Here is a 21007-nt window from a genome sequence, read left to right as displayed (position 1 = left end):
ACCTTTGCAACTCGTAGATGATTATTTGTATAGAGTGATGAAGTGATCAGACAGCGCAATAATACGTATCAGGTTTTTAATGCTAGTGTCTCCAGAGCTTAACCAGTTACTGGATAGCTCATTCAGATAGTCTTCGTCACCACCATTAATACTGATGTTGCGGCGTAATGCGTGGCGATAAAGTAGCTTCGACATGCACGCTGGGGCTGTCTCACTGCTGCCTAACGTATTGGTTAACTCGTCTAGTGAGGTCACTGTTCCGCTAATGTCACCTATGGGAAATAAATCAAAGCTATTGCCATAAAGGTTGTAGTTGGGGTCAAACAGGTTGTTTTCGTCATTAAATTGTTGAAATAGCGCGCCGTAATTATCAAAGACTTTATGGCACGTTGCACAATCTTGAACGCCGTGAATTTCGAAGACTTCCAGATTGGTCAACGATCCGGATTCAAAGGCATCATCAGGTAAATCTTCGGGTAGGGCGCCGCATAATAAGCGAGTTGTTATAAACTCACCTCGGTTAATAAATCCGGGTGTTGGGTAGCTTGTGTGTGATGCTACAAAGGCGCGTGAGCCTAAAATGCCGAGGTTCATCGCTGAGCGACTACCATCAATGTATTTGATATCTATGCTGCCGTTGTAGAAGTCGGAAAAAGCACGGCTATTACTGAACCAGTCGGTTAAAAAGATGATTAAATTATCGATGTCATCCTGCTCTGCGGTGACCTGATTAATGGCTAGCCAGCCATTAATTATATTCACAAATTGAGCGTTTGCGTAATCGCTGTTTAATAAGCGGTTGATATGCTTTAAACGTGTATTTTCGTTTGCGAGTAAATCTGCTTTAGCGTCAGCCAATAAGGCCTCGTCAGGAAGGTTACCGGTTAGGAAGAATGCTAAGCGCTTGGCAATTTCTAGTGAGCTTAAGTGGCTAGCGGTAATTTCACCCTGGCTAAAAACAGCTCCCATCTCGCCGTTTTCTACAAAAAATAAATAGTCAGGTGTAACCAATGTAATGCGAATAAAAGCGCTTAGAATAAAATGTTTTGCGGCAAAAGATTCGCGGTTGGTAATATTGGCGGCGGTTAAGTGACTTGCTGCTGTGCTTAATGCATTATCGATAAATTGTAGATCGGCTACGGTTAATTCTCGACCGTAGGCTTGCGTCAATAGCGCTGCAGAAAAATGTTCTATGCATTCATCAATACTGTAGTTACCCACAATGTTGTTTGCCTGCTGTAAATTAGCGCAGTGCATTTTTAATCTTAGGTCATCTAAGCTATTGGCGTCTTCTAAAAAGTCATTGGCTGCCGCTTTAGCGACCTCCAAAAAACCAAATAGCATGTTCTGATCTACTGATTGCGTATATGCATCGTTATTCAAGCCTAATACATCGGATTCTGGCGGTAAGAGTAAACGCGCTTTCTCTAGATGCGTTGAATCATCTGTTAGGCTTAGCAATGTGCGAGCGGCGGCTAAATATTCTTCATTACTTAAGCGCGCCAGTGGTGTAGCAATGTTTGATACTGTTCCAGCGACTTCGCCGGTATCAAAATAATTTGCGATAAAGGCCGCTGTGCGAACTGCGCAGCTTAGGTGTGGGTTTTGTGTTGTGAGCGGGCAAATGGTAGGGGTGCTTGGAGGCATGGCCATAGCAATATATGCGGCTAGCCCCTCTACTTCTAAGCAATTTGTTTCCGTACAGTTAGCGACATTAATTGGGGTAATACCTTGACCATCGATGCCGTGGCATCCAGCACAGCCGGCATCAATGTAATGTTGTCGGCCGAGTGCTAAATCGATTAAGTTATAGTCGTAGCTCACCACTATACTGCCGGCGGTATTGTCGTACTCTATATTTTCCAGGCAGGGTTGGTCTTCAGTTAGTTGCCGTGTGGTGCCGGCAAAGTTATAGGTATTGTATAAAGTGACTAAAAACCCCGGCGGTACTTTTACTGATGATAATGTATTGTTGCGTACACCGTTGGCTAATAATCCCGAGCTTAAATACGAGCCTAACTCAACTTCGCCTCCAGAACCGGAATAGTCACAATCAGTATAAATAGCGACATTGTTGGGGCCGTCGTAGGGCGGCGTTATGGCTTCGCTAGAGGAGCTGTGGGCGCTCAGCGTTTCGCTACTGGTTGTGCCTACGCTACTTGATTGTTGGCTACTACTGTTTGCGGCCGAGCTGGAGCTTTGCACACTGCTGCTGGTGCCATAATTATCTGAGGCAGTGCATGCGGCTAAGGCGGTTATCAATAAAACTGAAGATAAACCGGTTATTTTTTTATTTTTTATTTTCATGGGTCGGCTTCTGAATTTAATGTTTTCAACTATTAATTTTGTTGAAGGCTATTACCTGCCGTTTTTCCTGAAACAGGCCCGTTGGATTGACCGCTGACACCATCGGCTAGATCATTAATTAGTACGGGGAAGGGTGTGAGGTTATTGATAACGGTATTGGTCAGGGTGAGCTGGTCTTGATTTTGTAGTGAATCGTCTAAGTGACGAATACTGTTTTTATCGCCAGAAACTACAACTTTCAAATTATCGGGGATATCCGTTTGTTCGCTGCGTAAAGTGATGTTGTGGTTGCGGCCACCAATAAACGCGAGCGCCCCCCATCCATTTTTTAAGCCATTAGTGGGTAATACGGTGATGTCGATATTTGTGCCGTTATCACTCGAATAAGCAAAGGTCAGTACAGGGCCGACATCGGCATCGGCATAGGAATTTACAACTTCGCCAGAACCAATAGAATAACCTTGTTCGCAGCCAATAACGGTCGTGTTCTCAACATATTTATTGCCTGTGGCATGGGCAAGTGTGACACCTGTACGGGTATGCCTTACGACGGAATTTAATACGGTAACGTTGTGTGCTGCGCGCGATGCATATTCAACGCCATCAATAATGGTTTGGCCCCCGTTGTAGGCGCGAATACCGGCTTCTTGTAGGCTCATCCAATAGCCGCTGGGTAATTTATAGCCCCACTCTGTGATGAAGTTTACGCTGGCAGCGCGTGCATCGGCGGCGGCAAAGCGTGGATTATTTGCCGCAAGCATATCTTCTGTGGAGCGCAATTCCCCCTGAACATAAATGCCATCAATTAGCGTATCTTCGGAGCCTTGCATAAATACCGAATGGCCGTAGGAGAAATTAAATACCGTTGAGTTTTTGAATGTATTTCTTAATCCGCGAATTAATACGGACGAGTGTTTTTGGTGGGAAAGTATTGGGCCGCCGCCTTTGCCGTAGGCATCGCCTAGACCGTATGGTTGTGCGCCTCTAGAGGTAATAAACAAACCTTCTAGAATATTGTCGCGGCCATCCATCATCACGCCGAGTGCGCCGCCGCTAGGCGAGGTTTGGCCTATATCTTCAATCGTTAAATGGCTTACGGTATTAAAATTGCCCACGGTGCGTAGTTGAATAACCTCGTTGCTTCCAAATTGGCGCCAGAGATTAGTGCTAAAAAGTATTTTGGCACAACGGAAATCGTAGTGGCTGTTGCTGCCATTGACGGGGAAAAGTGTATTGCCACCACGATTCCCGGGCAGGGTTTGCGCGGTGAAAATATCAATATTATTCTCATCAATAAAATACGTGCCTGGTGCTAGTGCAACTTTAACGCCGTTATTATTCATGGCGCTGATCATGTCGGGTAAAGAGTTAACGAGTGTAAAGCCTTCAGGCGTGTCACAGGCGACGGCTGGGGCGCCAGCAATTGTGCCGCCACCGCCAAGGTATGTTACTGAACGATTAATGATTTCGTCGGCTATGCCAAACCAATTAAAGTTGGTGTCGCCATCAATAAATGTGATGCGCAAGGTGTATTGGCCGGGTTGTAAAACAACACCGCTAATGGCTTTATCTTCCCATGTTTGCCAGCCATTGCCTGGCGCTATAACGGTGCCTAAATCTGCGCCATCGATACTCACTTTTACGCGTTTGCCGGCAGTATTGGCAGCTAGGCGTAGTATTAAATTGTAGTCGCTCGCTCGAGTGATATTAATATCGTATTCCAGCCATTCCCCCATAGCGCTCCAGGCGATGTTGTACCCGCCATTAATATCGGTGGTTGCTTGAATATCAACGCCGACTTCTGGGCGGTACTCTGCGCCACGGTTAGTGCTGTCTGAATCAGAATATCGGTTGAAATTCTCGGCTTCAATGCTGCCAAAGACTTCTACTTCTGCAAGTGTTAGCGCATTGGTGCCTGCCAGTTGAATGCGTATATAACGGCCAGCGTGATTGATGTTTATACGTGAAGGGCTTGCCGCTGATGAATCAAAATAAAAGCTTTCTACGTTTTCTTGGTTGCGCGTTGTGTCTAAATCGTCGGAGCTAAAAGGTGTATCAGAGAGTAGTACATAAAACTGAGCTAAGCGGTTACTGCAGCAACTGTCGGTGCGGTTCCATATGTTGAGGTAAGAAATGAATTGAGCATCGCCCAAATCCACCTGCCACCAAGGTTGGTTTTCGGTGGCGGTATGTGTCACCGAGGCTCCGGAAAATAGCCCATTAATGTTGCCATCAACTGCTCGCGCTGCGCTGCCATCGTGATCTGTTGAAGACTGCAGCGTTGCTTTACCTTGCGCTAAATTTACAAAATGTAGGCTTGGAATATTGACGGTTTGCTGGCTTGAGTTTGCTGAGCTGGTAATTGAAGAGCTGGTGCTTAATGAGGGATTGCTAGAGCTAAAAGTAATGCTGGAGTTTGCGGCGTTAGATGAATTGATAGCGCTAGACAAGGAGGGCTGGCTGCTGGCACTTAAGACGCTAGAGCTTTTGTTGTCGACATTACTGGTGCCTGTACAACCACTAATTATGGGGAGTGCCAGTAACGCGCCTATAAGGGATTGCTTGGTCGCGCGCATTGTGGCGAGGAGTCGTTTCTTATTCATATTATGCTCCAGCAACTTGCCGGTTAAAGTGGTGAGCTAGTGTCGTTTTTTGTTTGTTTGATGCGGTGGCAGGTTTGTGAAAATTTTTTCTGCATTCAGCTTTAGTCCGTCACTCAGTGTTTGTCTGTGTGAAAGTGGTGCGCGCTAGGACTAATAGCGGCTGCGCTAGACGCAAGTACCCCCTTGATAGCTTTTAGTTTGCGTTCTGCTACTGGATTTATTTCATCTTGAATCTGCAGTCACGGCGACCTTGATGATTGTAAGGTCACAGGCTTTTAGTTCGCCATATTGGGCATTTCCAATATGGGTAGTATTAATGTAACCACTTAGTTCTCTTTTTATTGATATGGTGTGTTTTTATGTATCTTTTTTCTGTGACAAGCGTCTCTATAATCACAATAGGCATATTGACGGGGTGTGGTTTTTTAATGTTTTGTGGTCTCGTCGTTATTTGGTGCTTTTTTATGCCTTGAGTGGTTTCGTGATATGGCTTTTGTGTGCTCGCATAAAGTTTGGCTCTTTTATTGGGTGGGGCAAAACAAAGCCGGCACCCAATGAGTGGGGGCCGTCTTGGTATTTAGTGGGTGCTTTGGGCGTTGTGAAGGTGTCGTCAAGGTGTAGTGGGGGGAGGGGAGTTTGTTGCCTGTTTCTACATCTTTTAATGTGCAGTTATCGAGGTTCATTACGCCGCCGATGCTTAAATAAACCGCAACACGGCCGTAACGTAAGTTCATACTTTTTACGCTGGTTAGCTTGAGTCGCCAAAGCTTGTGTCGTTACCGGCTTCAAAGCCGCCTAGGTAAAGCCGGGGTTGCCTTAGCGCATTACGCCTTTCGATTTGCTGGTGCTGTAATCGTTAGCGTCGATAACGGTGCGAAGCATGTCGCCGTCGCCGGTTGTGCTGGCCGTACTATAGCTATCGGCTTCGCTGCCAGAAGAGGTAGCGTCACCTGCTTCGGCAATTTCAATATAGTAAAGGTTGGATGCCCCGCCAATGAAGGTGGCGCAGAGCATATTTGAGCCGCCGCTAATGCTAGCGCCGCCTAATGAGAGTCGCAATCCACCAGGTCGCTTTCGTCTTTATCTGTTTAGAATGCTGTTGTCGGTGCTGTATAAACCCTAACGTTGCATTAGGTTTTGAGTTCAGGGGCTTTTAGAGTGGTATTTATAGCTTTGAGCGGAGATTTTTTTGGATTGATACTAGTCACTCTAGGTGAGATCCAGAAAAATTGAGTACGACGCTAGAAATGCTGCTATAGAAGCAGCGAAGCGATACTGAGTCAAAAGTTAATGCAACGTTAGGGTAAACTATGCATATTAAGATTGATCTGCGCCCGGCTTAATAAAAGCCGATCTTTCGGCGACTATAGCAGGCCTAAATGCTTATAATAGCGTGGGCATAAAAAAGGGGCTAATAGCCCCTTTTACTCTGTCACGCCATCTTAACGATAAGGCGCAATCAGCGGTTACTTCAAGGTAATGGATTTTTTCTGATGAATATCCATGGCTGAACTGCCCACGTAGATATCAAACTTACCCGGCTCTACTTCCCAGGCGTGGCTAGCGGGGTTATAAAAAGCAAAGGCACTTTTGTTTAACTCTACTTCCACTGTTTTTGTTTCACCTTTTTTCAAAAATACTTTCTCAAAACCTTTCAGTTCTTTTTGAGGGCGCGGTAACGAACTCTTTTTATCGCCCACATAGACTTGTACAACCTCAGCGCCATCCATATCGCCAGTATTCGTAATATCAATACTGACCTTCACAGTATCGCCAATAGTATATTTTTTGTTGTTGGTTTTTAACTTAGAGTACTTAAATTTGGTGTAAGACAGTCCAAAGCCAAATGGATACCTTGGTTTTTTATCTGCTTGATCCCAATAGCGATATCCCATAAATATGCCTTCACCATAAAATACCGCCATATCTTTATCGTGATCAAAGTAATGCGCATAAGTTGGGTTGTCTTCAAGTGCATATTCAAAAGTGGCTGGAAGCTTACCGGATGGGTTGGTGTCGCCAAACAATATTTCTGCCGCCGCTAAATTGCCTTCTTGCCCTGGGTACCAAGCCATCAATACTGCATCAACTCGGTCGATCCAGCTGCCCATTTCAACGTTGCCGCCAGCATTCAACACCACAATGACGTTATCATTAACATCTGCAACCGCATTAATAAGCTTGCTTTGTTCATAGGGCATTTCAAAGGTGCGATCGTAGGCTTCGCTTTCTGTACCAGGCCCAAAACCTACGGACATGATTACTAGGTCTTTATTCTTTGCAGCTTCTACTGCTAAGCCAATGACCTCGTTGGGCATTACTTCCATTTCAACTTTTTTAGCGCCTTGGTAAATAAGTGCACCGCCGCCGGCTTGGTAGAACTCCATAACAATTTTATATTCCTGCTGTGCATTCATGAACAAGTCATCTTTGCCGTTAGTGGGGCCCTGGTTGCGCCATAAATTGGCAATTTCGGTGTCATCAACCAATATTCTAAAGCCATCATCGCCTTTGCCTGCAATGCTGTAATGGCCCGATACTTTTGGCGTGAAGTAGCTAGTGAAGCGAACAGAAAAGTCTGTTTTAGGTACATTAGGGAATCCCCACAGCTCTTCGTTTTCCAGTTTTAGCCATTCAAAAAACTGGTTGTGGATAACGTCACCTTCTAATTTTATACCCAAGTAATATTCGGCATTAACACCTTGAACTTTTTTTCCATCTTTATAAATATAAAAAGGGAAGTTGTCGTAAATGCCGCTTGGGAAGGGCGCCCCTGTAAATGCACCTTTTTCGAAGTTCACTTTTATAGTATTACCTGCAACTCTTTGTACCGCATCAACAAATGATAGTGGGTGCAGCGGGCGAGTGCCCGAGCTTCCGCCGCCACCTGTAACGGCTGGCGTGCCATTGGGGCCAATAATGGCAATGGTCTTTATTTCTTTTCTGGTTAAGGGCAGCGTATTGTTATCATTTTTCAATAACACCATACCGCCTCGCGCCGCCTCTATTACGGCATCACGGACAAATTTCTCATCGAGTACAAAATCTTTAGTTAAGTCTGATTCTGTAAATAAGCCAAAGCGATCATAAGTTTTAAGAATACGACGTACTTTATCGTCAATTACGGCCACGCTGACCTTTCCTGCTTTTATCGCGGGAATCAGCACTTCGCGACTTAGGTGCGCACCAGAAGGCATCTCCAAATCTAGGCCACCATTAGCCGCTGCTACGCCATCGTAAGTGGAGGCCCAGTCGGATACGATAAATCCTTCGAAACCCCAGTCGTCTTTTAATACTTTGTTGTTTAAATAGTCATGCTCAGATAGGTGAATACCATTAACCAGATTATATCCGGTCATAATTGTGGCTACTTTGGCTTCTTGTACTGCGGTTTTAAATGCGGGCAAATAGATCTCATGCAACGTGCGCTCATCCATATTCGATGACACATTATTACGATCATATTCCTGATTGTTGGCGACATAGTGTTTAGCGTCAGCCATTACGCCTTGGTCTTGCATTCCAATAATGTAATCTTTTGCAATTTGTGCGGCTAAATAAGGGTCTTCACCCATATATTCAAAATTGCGACCGGTAATGGGTAATCGATAAATATTGAATCCTGGGCCAAGTACTATATGTGCATTTTTTGTGCGAGCTTCTAAGCCTAGAGCCTTGCCTGTTTTATACGCTAAGCCTCTATCCCAAGACGCCGCTAAATTAATGCTTGCAGGGTGTGCTGTAGCAGGGCCAAAATTTCGAACGCCGACAGGGCCATCGGATATCCGTATTTCAGGGATGCCGTACTGCGGGTAAGGTCTTATACTGAAATCATTGTAACCGCCAAGGAAGTCGATCTTTTCTCCTAAGCTCATGGATTGGATCTTTTTTTCTATTTCTTGGTCGCCAATTTTTTGCGCTCCACTGGCATATGCCGATAAGAATACGGTCGACGCTAAAGCGGCTTTAAATAATATTTTCTTAATCATGTGTTATCTCTATCTGATGCCTATTTACAGAATTTATTTCACTCTATTGAATGTATTTTTACTTACGCCACTGATATTTGGTACAACATCCTTACCTTTGTTGCTCGGAGCGTTGCATGCCTCGAGAATTCTCCTGTCTGAATACGTTCTTCTAATAATCTGCTTCCCTGCAGGCCCGTTACCTAATTGGATAAAAAAGAAATACCTTGCACCTTAGCTTTAAGGGGGAATCTAGAAGATAGTTTTAGTGATAGCTTGAAAGCACCGCCCTGGTAGCCGCAGTTCACATTGGGCGATAAGGGTTCTAGATCGGCGTTACGCCTTGTCGCAAGAAAGGTGCACCCTGCCCTTAAATAAGTATTTTTTTCAGCCCTCATTAATATTTTAACGAGCTCACGCTGTGATCTATTAACAGCTGAATATTAAATCAGAATATAATTATCTTGATGATGATTGAGAGCGGAAGAACAGGAGGGTATCAGAAAAATATTGTTCCACCAACACAAGGCTTGCATGTGAAAATGGTATACAGCTTGGTGTTTTTTAGCAGTGCTGGTTATGTGTAAAAATCTATCTTTTGCATGACTAAACGCAGTGTTTTCTCGTTTCCCATTACAACCTGTATTGTAGGAAAAAATTCAAAGATAAACGATTGTGAATAATATCAAACAGGGCCGATGGATAAAAATAACGGGCGTAGCGGAACACTAAATCTGGTGACCCGTGAAGATGTATGACAACTAGCCTGACAAATGGGGGGAATAACTGGAAAAAATTAAAAGGGTCTAAGCGGGTGCCCCCGTACAGAAACAAAAAAGGCCTATGATTTATAGGCCTTTTTTTCTGTAAAGCGTCAAATGATGACGCCAATGTGTACTACATGATTTTAAAAATCGTCCTCTCTACATTCTCCAGCAACTGTTGCTGGGGTTACGTAGAGAAAATTAAAGCACATCTCGTCAGAAGTACCTTGCCCTACCTGCACGGGGCTGTCCGTATCGTTTTGATAGGTGCATGTGGTTTCTAGCCTATCACCAATATTAATAGTTGCTGCCATTTGGTAAAAGGGTTGGTATTCGAAAGACCATCCGGTAAGGCTGAATAGCTCCTCTCTAGTGCCATCAGCACGCACAATCTCTTGCTTAAACTCGCTGCCGGTTTCGTGCATGTGCGGCATGCCCGCCAGTATTGTGTACTCTTGATCGGCTGTGCATTTTGCGACAGCGGTAAATGAGGAGTGAGGCGCTACAAATATGCTGTAGGTCGTGACATCCAGCATTGCGTATTCGGTACCGACGGTGTCGTCTAGATATATGCGCATACCACTTGAGTCACTAACGTCGGTTGCGCCGGCACCGTTATTATAGTGAATTTCAACTTTCAAACGATCGGTTGGGCGCAACCTTAGACCACCAGGCAGCTCAACGGGACCCGTGCCTGGCGCCCATGCATAGATGTAACTAACACCACCCTCATCTAAGTCGTATTGAAGCGTGATGTGATGAATAACTCTAGAATCATCAATCACGGGCTCGATGCGCCGAATAAATTTATCCTCTGTAACCAAGTTGTCGAAGTAAAAATTTCGATAGTCATCCAGTACTGTCGGCCCGACCTCTTCACCTACAGCCGTAATATCGATCACCTCATAATTTGGCGATGCGGCTTCGGTAGTGCTAAAAACAGGTTTGCTAGCAACGACGCCATGGCTCGAATCTGGGTGCTCTTCGCCACAAGAAAACCAAGCTACGAGCGTGTCCAAATCCTCGTGAGGGATTTGACCGCCTGGCGGCATAGTGCCTAGCATGAGTTCATCTAAGGCCTTGTCAGAGATTCTAACGCCAGCGTCTCCGGCCACTATTTCGTCGTAACTCAGCAGCGCGAAGGGTGCTCCAAATTGCGGCGGGTCGTCATGGCAACTGTTACAGTTTCGGGCAAGTGCGGGAAGAATATTCTGCTCAAAGACGGCTTGGTTAGGTGTGCAGGCTTCGGGGGTAACTACAGGGTCGTCGTGACCATCGGTGTGGTTCTCGTGACCATGATCGTCAACTATTTCAGTGGGTACGGCTTTGTCGTCGCTTGAGCTACTGCATGCGCTTAGAGTGACGGCGATTAGCAGTGAAATCATCCATATTGCGTGCTTGCGATGATGTTGCATATTATTCTCCTTTATTTTGAGCCACTATATTTTGATGAACCATACACGGTAGAGCAATGGCCTAAAGCTAAATTAGCTGTCATCAGGTTACGTGTGCTTGAGTTGGGTGCGAAGTTAAATAGATAAAATGGCGTGAAGTCATAGGGCGACCCGTCGACCGCACCTTCGGGCAGCATATAACCCATTAAGTTCCACGTTAAATAATAAACCGTAAATATATATTGTAACTACTCAGGTAGGGTCGAAATGACGCTCGCCTAAAAGGGGAATTGATTGTTTTCTGGGCATTCAAGCGTCAGGCCTTACGGGATAGTAAGTGAATGAGAGCGCAGGAGCATAATGTCGTGGAGCAGTTACCGGGGCATGTAACGCTTTGATCAACGAAGGTAAGGGGCGTGCATTAAATAACTTCCCGTTTTTGAATTCCTGAGTGCACGCTTGCCTTCGTTAAAAATATTTGCAATAGCCGGCTATTACGCCATATTTTCGCCTCGTCAAGCAAGCACCCACAAACCCAAATTCCAGTAACTTATTTAATGCACACCCCTAAGGATGTCGATATCAAGCATTAGTGGATGAAATATTTTTTCCTCGCCCCTTATATGCTATCTCACCCGAGCGAACCATCTCCAACCCCGCCTTCGCTGCCATTACCCAAGTTGCCCGTGGCTGGCTCAAATAATGATAATGATGAAAGGCCGTGCTTGGCGCAGTGAGCTCGGGTGCATATATCCACTTGCTCAGCTAGCGGCCAGGCACATGCGTACTAGCGTATTCGCTTAAGGCTACTTCGGCTGAAATCCGAATCACTTAAACCGGTTTTAAAGCGCATGCTATTTACGGTTAATGTCGTTTCGCTACCGGTCTGCATGTTTTTCATCTGCAGCTGGTGAGCACGCCAATAATGCTCTAGGTGTTGTTGATAATCGGATAGAACAAGCTCTTTAACCACAGCCGATTTTTTATCATAGAATTCTGCCCGCATTACACGCAAGTGCTCTTGATCCAACCAAAGTACCTGTCGCGTGTAACCCGAAAGGCCGTCTAAAGGTACCTGCTCAACAACAAAATAATCAATACCTTCAAGCGTTTCGTCCCGCAAAAAACGATGCGTGAATTTGCTCACCTCAAACGACACCATATCTTCATAAGCAAAATCACTGCCCACGAACGGGCCCGATTTATTCTTAGAGGCAATACGCTTAACGCGCTTTAACGCAGGCATAAATAACCACTGATCATCTGCACCAACAACATGCGCATAGGTTAACAATGCCGTACCGTTAATATCCCGTGGCGTATCAAAGACAATTAAACTTTTATCACCATCGTCTTGCACCTCTAATGTCATTACACGCATTTCACGTTCGCTGGTTGTGCCATAGCGATTGCGCAATAACATGACCATGGCCGCTTCGGCGTCTTGCCACCCCATATCCCGGCGTTTACGCTCTTGTGCAATTTCAAGGCCTTTCGCTAGGGCTTCTTGCTCAGCATCTATAGCCCATGCAGGCGTTACGCCCAAGGCCAGCAATAAAGCCATAGCCGGTATAGCACCTAAAATAAATCTCGTCTTCACTAAGCACTCTCCTCATAGGCTAAATGCGTTTCGCGAAACGTTTGCTGTAAACGTTCTACATCTTCACTCACTTTTTTAGTCATCGTTTTTTTAATTAAACTTTGCGGAATAATACCAAAAAACTTCCCGGGTACCGCCCTAAAAAACCATTCAATAAACACACGATTTTCCCGCTCGGTAAAACGATAGCCACCTTCATAGCTCATGGGACCATTCAAAGAGCGGTAACCATAGCGTTCACCAAAGACATAGTCCGTAACCTCGGCTTGAAAATGCATTCGGCGGCTTAAAAAGCTAAAACCAATGGTGTACTGTGTACCAACCTTAACCGATTTTTCTTTCTCTATTAGCTCTACCGTATCGCAAGACGATTGCCACAGGGCATCATTTTCAGGATTTGCCAAGAAATTAAACACCTCCATCATGGAGCCTTCTATTTCATAATCCATTGTTACTTCAATCACTTTGCTATCTAAACGATTCATGCGACGCTCTCCATGGCTTGATGGGTAATAGTGGTTCTTACGGTTTTAGGTTTAAAAATATTATTGGTCAAAAGCTGCTGCGATACAATTTTGTTAAGATCATTCGCTAGGGTTTCAACATTGGGTTTATACATAATTGAATTGTGTGTACCCGCAAGATAAATAGCATCGAAATTATCACCTAACAATTCATCCCACCCTAAATACTTGCCATAATCATCAGGCTCATCCACAGCTATATATAAACGTAGCGCAACATCAACATGTTTTTCCTCATACATTTGTAATGCCATGCCATTAGCGATGTATACCTGGAAATAATTATGCAATTTTTCTTCATCAACATCCTCTGCAACTACCCCTGCAGCTTTCGCCTGTTGCAGTACAAAGTTAAACTGCTCATCACAATCTATAGCGCGCAGCTCATCTGGTGTCACCGTCAAAGTTTTGTTCATGGGCACTGCCAAGTCGCGAGCGAACCACGACAATAAAGTTGCATCATCACCATCGCTAGGATGATTTTTCACAATGGGTGCACGGGTATCAAACAGATGGATGCCCGAGATTACGCGCCCCATTTTTTGCAATTGGTCTGCGGCCTCATAAGCGATTACGCCACCAAAACACCAACCACCCAGTTGAATAATTCCCGTTGGATATTGTTCAATAATAATATCCACGTATTTTTTTGCGATATCCTCTATTGCCACTTCGGATTCATCCGCATCATCAAGGCCCGGAGACTGAAAGGCATAAACAGGAATTTTGTTATCCAGATATTGGTTTAACGCTAAATAACAATAAACAGTACCGCCAATTGGATGCATTAAAAATAGAGGCGCGGTAACTTCATCGCCTGTATTAAGCTTAACCAAACACTGCGGACCTTGGTCAATATCGCTGTGAAGTGCTATTGCCATTTTTTCAATCGTGGGATTGCTTAAAACAAAATTATCACCCACCTCTACTGCAAAGGATTTTTTAAGCTGGCTGGCTAGCTGTACCGCTAATAGTGAGTGACCGCCCACATCAAAGAAATCATCAGTAACACACACACTGTCAGTATCTAATAATTTTTCCCACAGAGTTAACAGTGTTTCTTCGTCTTGGTTTCTCGGTGCGATGAGCTCGCGATTCGAAATAGCCATGGCATTAAGGCTGGGCAACTTCGCTTTATCCACCTTGCCGTTGCTATTCAACGGTATCACCGGTATTGCCATAAAATAAGCTGGCACCATGTATTGCGGCAATAAACCTTTGGCGTATTCCTTAAGCTCGGCGGCATCTACCGCTTTATTTTCATGTGGTACAAAGTGGCAAGTCAAATAGCGGTCATCGCCTGCTTCACTTGCCGTTACGGCAACATCTTTCACCGCTTCGTGCTTACGAATATTTTCTTCAATATCATCCAGTTCAATTCTAAAACCGCGAATTTTTACCTGATTACCAATTCGCCCCAAGCATTCTAACTGGCCATCTTGATTAATGCGGGCCAAATCACCCGAGTGGTAAATCAAACCTTTAGCATAAGGGTTTGCAACAAAGCTTTTAGCCGTAAGCGCCGGCTGATTAAAATACCCTTTCGCTAAACCCGCACCTGCAATAAACAATTCACCCACAACACCTTGCGGAACCAAGTTGTAATTAGAATCTAGAATATAAGTTTGCGTATTCGCCAATGGCTGGCCAATAACCACATTACCGCCAGTAAAAGATGAAAACGTAGACCAGATGGTCGTCTCTGTAGGACCATAAACATTATAGACAGCGCCGCAAGTGCTATAGAGTTTTTCGGCCAGCGACTGCGGCAATGGCTCGCCACCACATAAAACCGCCAACGAGGGTTCACCCTGCCAGCCCGCCGTAAATAACATTTTCCATGTGGCTGGAGTGGCCTGCATCCATGTTGGTGAAAAACGCTGAATACGTGCCATTAAGGCTTCCGGCAGTGCAGCGGCATCACGGTCAACAATACACGTCGTACCGCCGTGAGTAATCGGTAAAAAAAGTTCCAATATAGAAATATCAAAAGCAATCGTTGTGATAGCTAACAATTTATCATCAGGTGAAAAGCCTGGTTCCTTTGCAAAGCTACGCAACAAATTTGCTGCGCTGGCATGGCTAATCTCAACACCTTTCGGGCGCCCAGTAGAACCTGAAGTAAATATCACATAAGCCGAATCGGACGGCGAAACGAGCGCAGGCAAAGACACTGCGGGCTCGGTCAATAACATCGGTAATTGCGCAGACCAAAGTACAGTACTTTGAGTACCCGCGTCCTTTAAGGCATCAGGTAGCTTAGACGCTAACAAGACTGATAACTGAGCATCTTGAATAATCATCTCTGCTCTTGCTGTCGGTAGCTTCGGATCAATCGGCACATAAGCCGCACCCGCTTTTAATATACCCAACAAGGTCGCCAGCAAATACCTATCGCGCTCCAAATAAACGCCTACACGCTTACCGGTGACCGAAAAATTATTGCGTAGATAATGCGCTATAGCCGTACTTACCCAATCGAGTTCAGCATACGTCATCACGCCGCTTTCATCCTCAATCGCATTATGGCCTGCACGGCTAGCAACCCAATCAGAAAATAAGGCAGGTACTGTTTCTGCGCCAGCCTCTAGTTCAACACAAGGCTTAGATAGTGCGATATTTTTACGTGCTTGCTTATCATTCACTATTGCAGCGCAAAAAATATCTTGGTCAACATCACGAGTAAATTCGGATAATAAATTAATGTAGCACTGAATAAATTCCTGCATAGATTCAGCACAGAATAAGTCATCTCTATATTTTAATGTGCCGGTTAATGCGCCATCAATCTTTGCGCCCATTTCGAAAGCAATATCAAATTGCCCTTCTTGCTGAGGCATCCAATACGGTGACAAAGTAAGCCCATGCCAAGCCACACTATCGTCGCAGGTATTACGACTAAAGAAATGTGCAAAGCGCTCAAACTGCGGCAGTTTATCCCAGGCAAAATAAGCTTGTATTAATGGTGAGCGAGAAGGGTCTCTTTTAGAGACTAACTTTTCTACCAGCTGCACAAAAGGAACGGCATCATTTTTAACAGCACTTGCCACACTACTAAAGGTAGCCGCTAGTTTTTCTGCGAATGTAGTTTTCTCACCAACTTGGCTGCGCGTAACAATAGTATTAACAAAGTTACCCATTACGCCATGAAATTTACGACGAGGTCGACCCGCCGAAGGCGAGCCTATCAAAATATCATCCTGGCCGGTATAACGATGCAACAATACTTGATATGCCGACAGCAAAAACATAAATACCGTTACGCCCTGCGCCTTAGCTGCTAACTCGATACTTGCGGTTAATGCTTCAGGAATTGAGAATCCTAACGATTTTCCGGTATAACGCATTTCCCGTGGTCGGGTAAAGTCACAGGATAAATCTAACTGCGTTGGCGCTCCCTCTAATAACGAAACCATATGATCACACTGGGTGTTAATCTTGCCCTGGTAATCTGGCGAAGCTACCGCACCCAACCAATCTGAAAGCTGTAACGTTTCACTTTCAACAACAGGCTTATTTTCACAACAAGCCGCATAACGACGACCCAGCTCTTCCATCAGCAATGATAACGACCAAAAGTCAAAACAGGCATGATGTGCAGTAATCAACAGCACGCTTTCTTGTTCCGCTGTTTTAAAAACAGCAAGGCGTACACATAAATCATTATCTAAATTGAATGGACGCAGGCTATCTGCATGAATAGCCGAAAACTGCTCTTCACTCTTTAAATTTGAGATATCGATAAAACTGAAAGTTAATGGCTGTGAAAGATCAACCCTAAATGTAGGAATGCCATCACGTAGAACCATCGTTTGTCGTAGCGCTTCATGTTTTTCTTGAACCTGCAACGCACTGGCCTGTAAATTTTCTTTATTGAAGACACCCTCTAGCTTAGCTGAGAAAATTACATTATATGCGTTAAGATTTGGGTGCGTATGCTGCAGGTAATACAAACCACCTTGAATCGGTGATGCAGTTATTTCGTTGTTATCCATGACAAATACTCCTTAGCTTTGTATATCTAATTAATAGTAAGATCATCGTAGGTTTCAATAATGTAACGTGAGACATCATTGACACTTGAATAATCCCAAAGCAAAGTACTTGGCAATTCAATATCCAACCAATCTTCTAGGTCACCCAAAATGGTAACAGCATCAATGGAATCTAATCCATAGCTAGTAATGTTTTTGAGTGGATCGATATCACTCGCCTGCATTTTTAAATATTCCGCCATTAGCTCCTTGGTTTTTATTATAACGCTGTCGAATTGCGTATTATTGATGTCAGTAAATTGTGCATGAGTTAAAGTTGACATTAGATGGCCTCCTTGAATGGCGCTGATTGTAATTTGGTAATATCGGGGATATCGCAAGTAACGACACCGTAGTTTTTGGATTGCTCTGTTCGGTAAACGAGTTCTTCCGCCATCGACTCCCAATAAACCACAGGCAGCTCGACAGGATTCAGATGTAACTCTTCCGCTAAACGATACAATCCTGTAACCAACCAATATCCAGAACGAATAAAGTTATCGGTTTGCTTCAGATTAAAGTTCCAGTAATGCAGTGCACTAACCGCTGCAAAAGTAATGCAATACTGTTTAGAGAAAGAAAACATTTTTGGAGAACGAATATCAAGGCCGTTGCGTGCATTATCAGAAATCCACTGCATATTTTCGATATGCTTGTTATAGATACTCTCAACCAGTGGGTATAAATCTGCATACAAATCCGATGTTGACTTCAGGGCCTCAAAGTTATGCTTTAACGCCGTAAAACTTTCCATCACCTGATCTTTGCCATGCGAAGCTAGATCTAACCGACTACCATCGAAAGCTGGTAATGGTTCCTTCGCATCAAAAATAGTTTTTAACAGCGAGCACTCTACATCTCGCCGAGCATCTACCGCCTTAATTTGGCGCCGTGCAATAAATGGAAGTTGCGTACATAAGCTATAAAGATTCACTTCAGAGCTGCCATCAAATAAACTCACCACTTGGCTATCACGCAGTGACTTTTGAAAGATGCCTTCTTTGTGATCTTCTCGAAAAAAGTAACGTGCGCCCAATACCGTAGCGAGATCTTTTTGCGCTTTATCTAACTTTAACGGCGCAAAGCATTTAGCCACAGCAGACAACACGCTAAATTCTTTGGGGATACAATGGAGTGCTCGCACCAGTGAACTACCCAGAGCATCGGTTACGAGCACGTCAGAAAATGCCCCTGTAAGGTAACGCTGCGCATTGGGGATATCGAATACAGACGCCCGATATAACTTTCTCGCCAATGCAAACTCGGTTACAACGCGTAAATTATTTTCTAATGCACCAATCGAAAGCGCCACACACAGTGTTCGTGTAATTTGAAACGCTTTAATCGCCAACTCTAGGCCATGGCCCGGCTCACCAATCAACGTACTTGCTGGTACTTCTGCACTATCAAAACGAATACCGCAGATATCACAACCACGTAATCCATGGGTTTTTATTTTGGGTAGATAAGTATATTTCGCACAGTCTATTTTTGATTTTTCGACCATAAATAGTGATAAATTTCGGCCACCAATATTATCGGCGGTCTTGGCTAATAACATCACTACATCGGAGCGTGCAGCACGGTTAATCGGCCATTTTTCACCACTTAGGCGATAACCATTATCCGTAGCTTCTGCACGAAACTCATTGGCCAACAAATCAGAACCATGATGTTCTTCGGAATACGCCAAGCATTGCGCACCATGAATAGACAACGTGAGTTCTGCACAACGTTTCTTTTGTTCTTCACTGCCACCGACCCACACTAATGTCGACCAAACCATCGTACTCATGGTAACCGCTGTGGATAAATCTCTGCGTGCTAGCACCTTACCTAAAGCATATAATTGCTCATACGAATCGAGTTGCCCACCATATTGACGAGGCACGTAATAATGATGAATTTTTTTAGACATTAAATATTGAAAGAACTCCTCCTGAAACGCTTCGCGCTCATCTAACTCCATTACGCGCTTATATGACATAACCGAAGCTTCGTCATTGGGATTACCTAAAGCAAATTCCAAATCCATGGCCAGCTGATGTTGTGATAGTGTATTCATCGTCATAGCAATTCCTTAGCTGACTGCTTCATTGATTGTATTAAGATAGGCTTGCTGAGCCGCTCTGCGCTGTATCTTTCCACTGGTTGTTTTGGGTAGCGAACCCGGCTTAATAAAACAGACATTCGCTAACTTCAAATCATGCCTCTTAGCTACAGTTTCTACGATACCTTCCTGTATAATTTTCCGCTGTTCTTCAGACACATTCTGCTTAACCTCAACCAATGCAGCCACGCACTCAGCGTTGTTCTCGACATACGAAAATGCGGCAACACAGTGCGATTTTATGTCGTCGCTGCTTTTCACAATAGTGAGTTCGATATCCTGCGGATAATGATTTTTTCCTCTAACAATAATAAGATCTTTAATTCTGCCGGTAACGAACAACTCACCGCCATCTACAAAACCCAAATCGCCGGTACGGAAATAGGTATTTTCGTTATCCCCTTCCAATAAGCCGAAAAACTCTTCGCCCATTACCCGTTCACGTTCCCAATACCCCAAAGGCTGACTTTTGCCCTGCAGCCAAATTTCACCAACCGTGCGCTCGGGTAGTTCAGTTGCATTTTTTGGGTTAATAATGTGTAGCGTCACTTCCGCATCTGGATATCCGCTACTGACGAGCGATATCGCCTCGTCATTATTGGAATTGCACGCATAACCTTTCTTTAACTCTTGTGGATCGAATTTTTTAACAACCGCGCCAGACTGCGCTTTGGCTCCCGTGGCAAATAGCGTATTTTCGGCTAAGCCATAACAGGGATAATGTGCTTTTCCAGAAAAACCATATTCAGAAAAACGTTCAGTGAAGTTATATAAGGTTTCAGCATGAATAGGCTCTGCACCGTTAAATGCGACTTTCCAGGAACTTAAATCAACACCTTCTATTTGATTATCGCGAATACGATTCACGCAAGTTTCGAAAATAAAGTTTGGACCACCCGATATTGTTGCTTTGTAGTCGCTAATGGCTTGCAGTAATTTATACGGACGTTGAATGACTGATACTGGCGATAACACAACACACGGATAACCTGAAAACAACGGTTGCAGTAAACTCCCAATCAAACCCATATCGTGATACGGCGGCAACCAACTGACACAAACAAAGCTTTCATCCGGCTGGGTAGCACGGGCAATAACTTGTGAATTATGAATTAAGTTACCATTCGTGACCTTTACGCCTTTTGGGTTACCGGTAGAGCCAGAGGTATACTGCAAAAACACAACAGCCTCCGGTTGTAACGTAATAGGCGACCAATCGCTGGCTTGTATAGTATTGAATTCGGCCAAATTGTCTGTCGTTAACCAATGAACACCCGCATTTTTAATTATCGCGATTGAATCCTCATTCGTCACACGCTGCGTTTGCTCGTTACTAATCATTAACATCGGTTTGCAATCTTCAATAATGCCCTGCAAACGCGCAAAATGTGCACTTTGGCGTGGCTCAAAAACGGGAACCGCAATACCACCAGCAAAAATCACTGCAAAATAAGCGACGATATATTCAAGGCCGGTAGGGTATGCCAGCACCACGCGCTCCCCTTTGATGCCCAGCTGTTGAAAATAGGCTGCTAATCGACAAATCTCATCGTGTAAATGTTGGTAATTGATGCTTTCTTTTTCATCCTTACGATCTTTTAAATGCGTGTAAGCCATTGCATTCGGTTGTTGCTGCGCTCTAAATTTAATTAAATCGATTAATGATTCACCCTCAAAAGGGATTAAATTTTCCATGAGATATC

12 protein-coding genes are annotated in these 21007 nt (G+C 44.3%); all 12 read right to left on the bottom strand.

Annotated features, from left to right (window positions below):
• Positions 1 to 21: 21 nt before the first annotated feature.
• The 12 genes from AC3A8L_RS03145 to AC3A8L_RS03090 all read right to left on the bottom strand — a co-directional run bounded on the left by AC3A8L_RS03145 (position 22) and on the right by AC3A8L_RS03090 (position 20999).
• The gene (locus AC3A8L_RS03145) at positions 22 to 2307 is read right to left on the bottom strand and encodes a DUF1592 domain-containing protein (protein WP_487960771.1); all 2286 of its coding nucleotides are present in this window, start codon (positions 2305 to 2307) and stop codon (positions 22 to 24) included.
• A gap of 32 nt (positions 2308 to 2339) precedes the next feature.
• Positions 2340 to 4910 carry a carbohydrate-binding protein gene (locus tag AC3A8L_RS03140; RefSeq protein WP_487960770.1) on the bottom strand — a complete coding sequence of 857 codons (2571 nt, stop codon included), beginning with the start codon at positions 4908 to 4910 and terminating at the stop codon, positions 2340 to 2342.
• A 521-nt stretch (positions 4911 to 5431) separates the two neighbouring features.
• Complete coding sequence (locus AC3A8L_RS03135) at positions 5432 to 5644, bottom strand: hypothetical protein (protein ID WP_487960769.1); 213 nt, start codon at positions 5642 to 5644, stop codon at positions 5432 to 5434.
• 82 nt (positions 5645 to 5726) lie between these two features.
• Positions 5727 to 5969 (bottom strand): hypothetical protein, encoded by a 243-nt coding sequence (locus tag AC3A8L_RS03130; protein ID WP_487960768.1) that lies wholly within the window; start codon positions 5967 to 5969, stop codon positions 5727 to 5729.
• A gap of 407 nt (positions 5970 to 6376) precedes the next feature.
• Positions 6377 to 8899 carry a beta-glucosidase gene (locus tag AC3A8L_RS03125; protein WP_487960767.1) on the bottom strand — a complete coding sequence of 841 codons (2523 nt, stop codon included), beginning with the start codon at positions 8897 to 8899 and terminating at the stop codon, positions 6377 to 6379.
• A gap of 886 nt (positions 8900 to 9785) precedes the next feature.
• Complete coding sequence (locus AC3A8L_RS03120) at positions 9786 to 11057, bottom strand: monooxygenase (RefSeq protein WP_487960766.1); 1272 nt, start codon at positions 11055 to 11057, stop codon at positions 9786 to 9788.
• A 766-nt stretch (positions 11058 to 11823) separates the two neighbouring features.
• Entirely contained in the window at positions 11824 to 12636 is an 813-nt protein-coding gene (locus AC3A8L_RS03115) for an outer membrane lipoprotein-sorting protein (protein ID WP_487960765.1), read from the bottom strand.
• Positions 12636 to 13121 carry an SRPBCC family protein gene (locus AC3A8L_RS03110; RefSeq protein ID WP_487960764.1) on the bottom strand — a complete coding sequence of 162 codons (486 nt, stop codon included), beginning with the start codon at positions 13119 to 13121 and terminating at the stop codon, positions 12636 to 12638. The genes AC3A8L_RS03115 and AC3A8L_RS03110 overlap by 1 nt, the downstream gene beginning before the upstream one ends.
• Positions 13118 to 17155: a non-ribosomal peptide synthetase gene (locus AC3A8L_RS03105; protein ID WP_487960763.1), complete on the bottom strand. Its 4038-nt coding sequence runs from the start codon at positions 17153 to 17155 to the stop codon at positions 13118 to 13120. The genes AC3A8L_RS03110 and AC3A8L_RS03105 overlap by 4 nt, the downstream gene beginning before the upstream one ends.
• A gap of 26 nt (positions 17156 to 17181) precedes the next feature.
• Positions 17182 to 17478, bottom strand: coding sequence for an acyl carrier protein (locus tag AC3A8L_RS03100; protein WP_487960762.1), 297 nt, complete (start codon positions 17476 to 17478; stop codon positions 17182 to 17184).
• Positions 17478 to 19265: an acyl-CoA dehydrogenase family protein gene (locus tag AC3A8L_RS03095; RefSeq protein WP_487960761.1), complete on the bottom strand. Its 1788-nt coding sequence runs from the start codon at positions 19263 to 19265 to the stop codon at positions 17478 to 17480. The genes AC3A8L_RS03100 and AC3A8L_RS03095 overlap by 1 nt, the downstream gene beginning before the upstream one ends.
• Positions 19266 to 19274: 9 nt before the next feature.
• Positions 19275 to 20999 carry a fatty acyl-AMP ligase gene (locus AC3A8L_RS03090; protein ID WP_487960760.1) on the bottom strand — a complete coding sequence of 575 codons (1725 nt, stop codon included), beginning with the start codon at positions 20997 to 20999 and terminating at the stop codon, positions 19275 to 19277.
• Positions 21000 to 21007 lie beyond the last annotated feature (8 nt).

The organism is Marinagarivorans sp. (assembly GCF_982758155.1).
The sequence above is the reverse complement of the archived record's forward strand: the minus strand, read 5'-3'. Positions and strand labels throughout refer to the sequence as shown.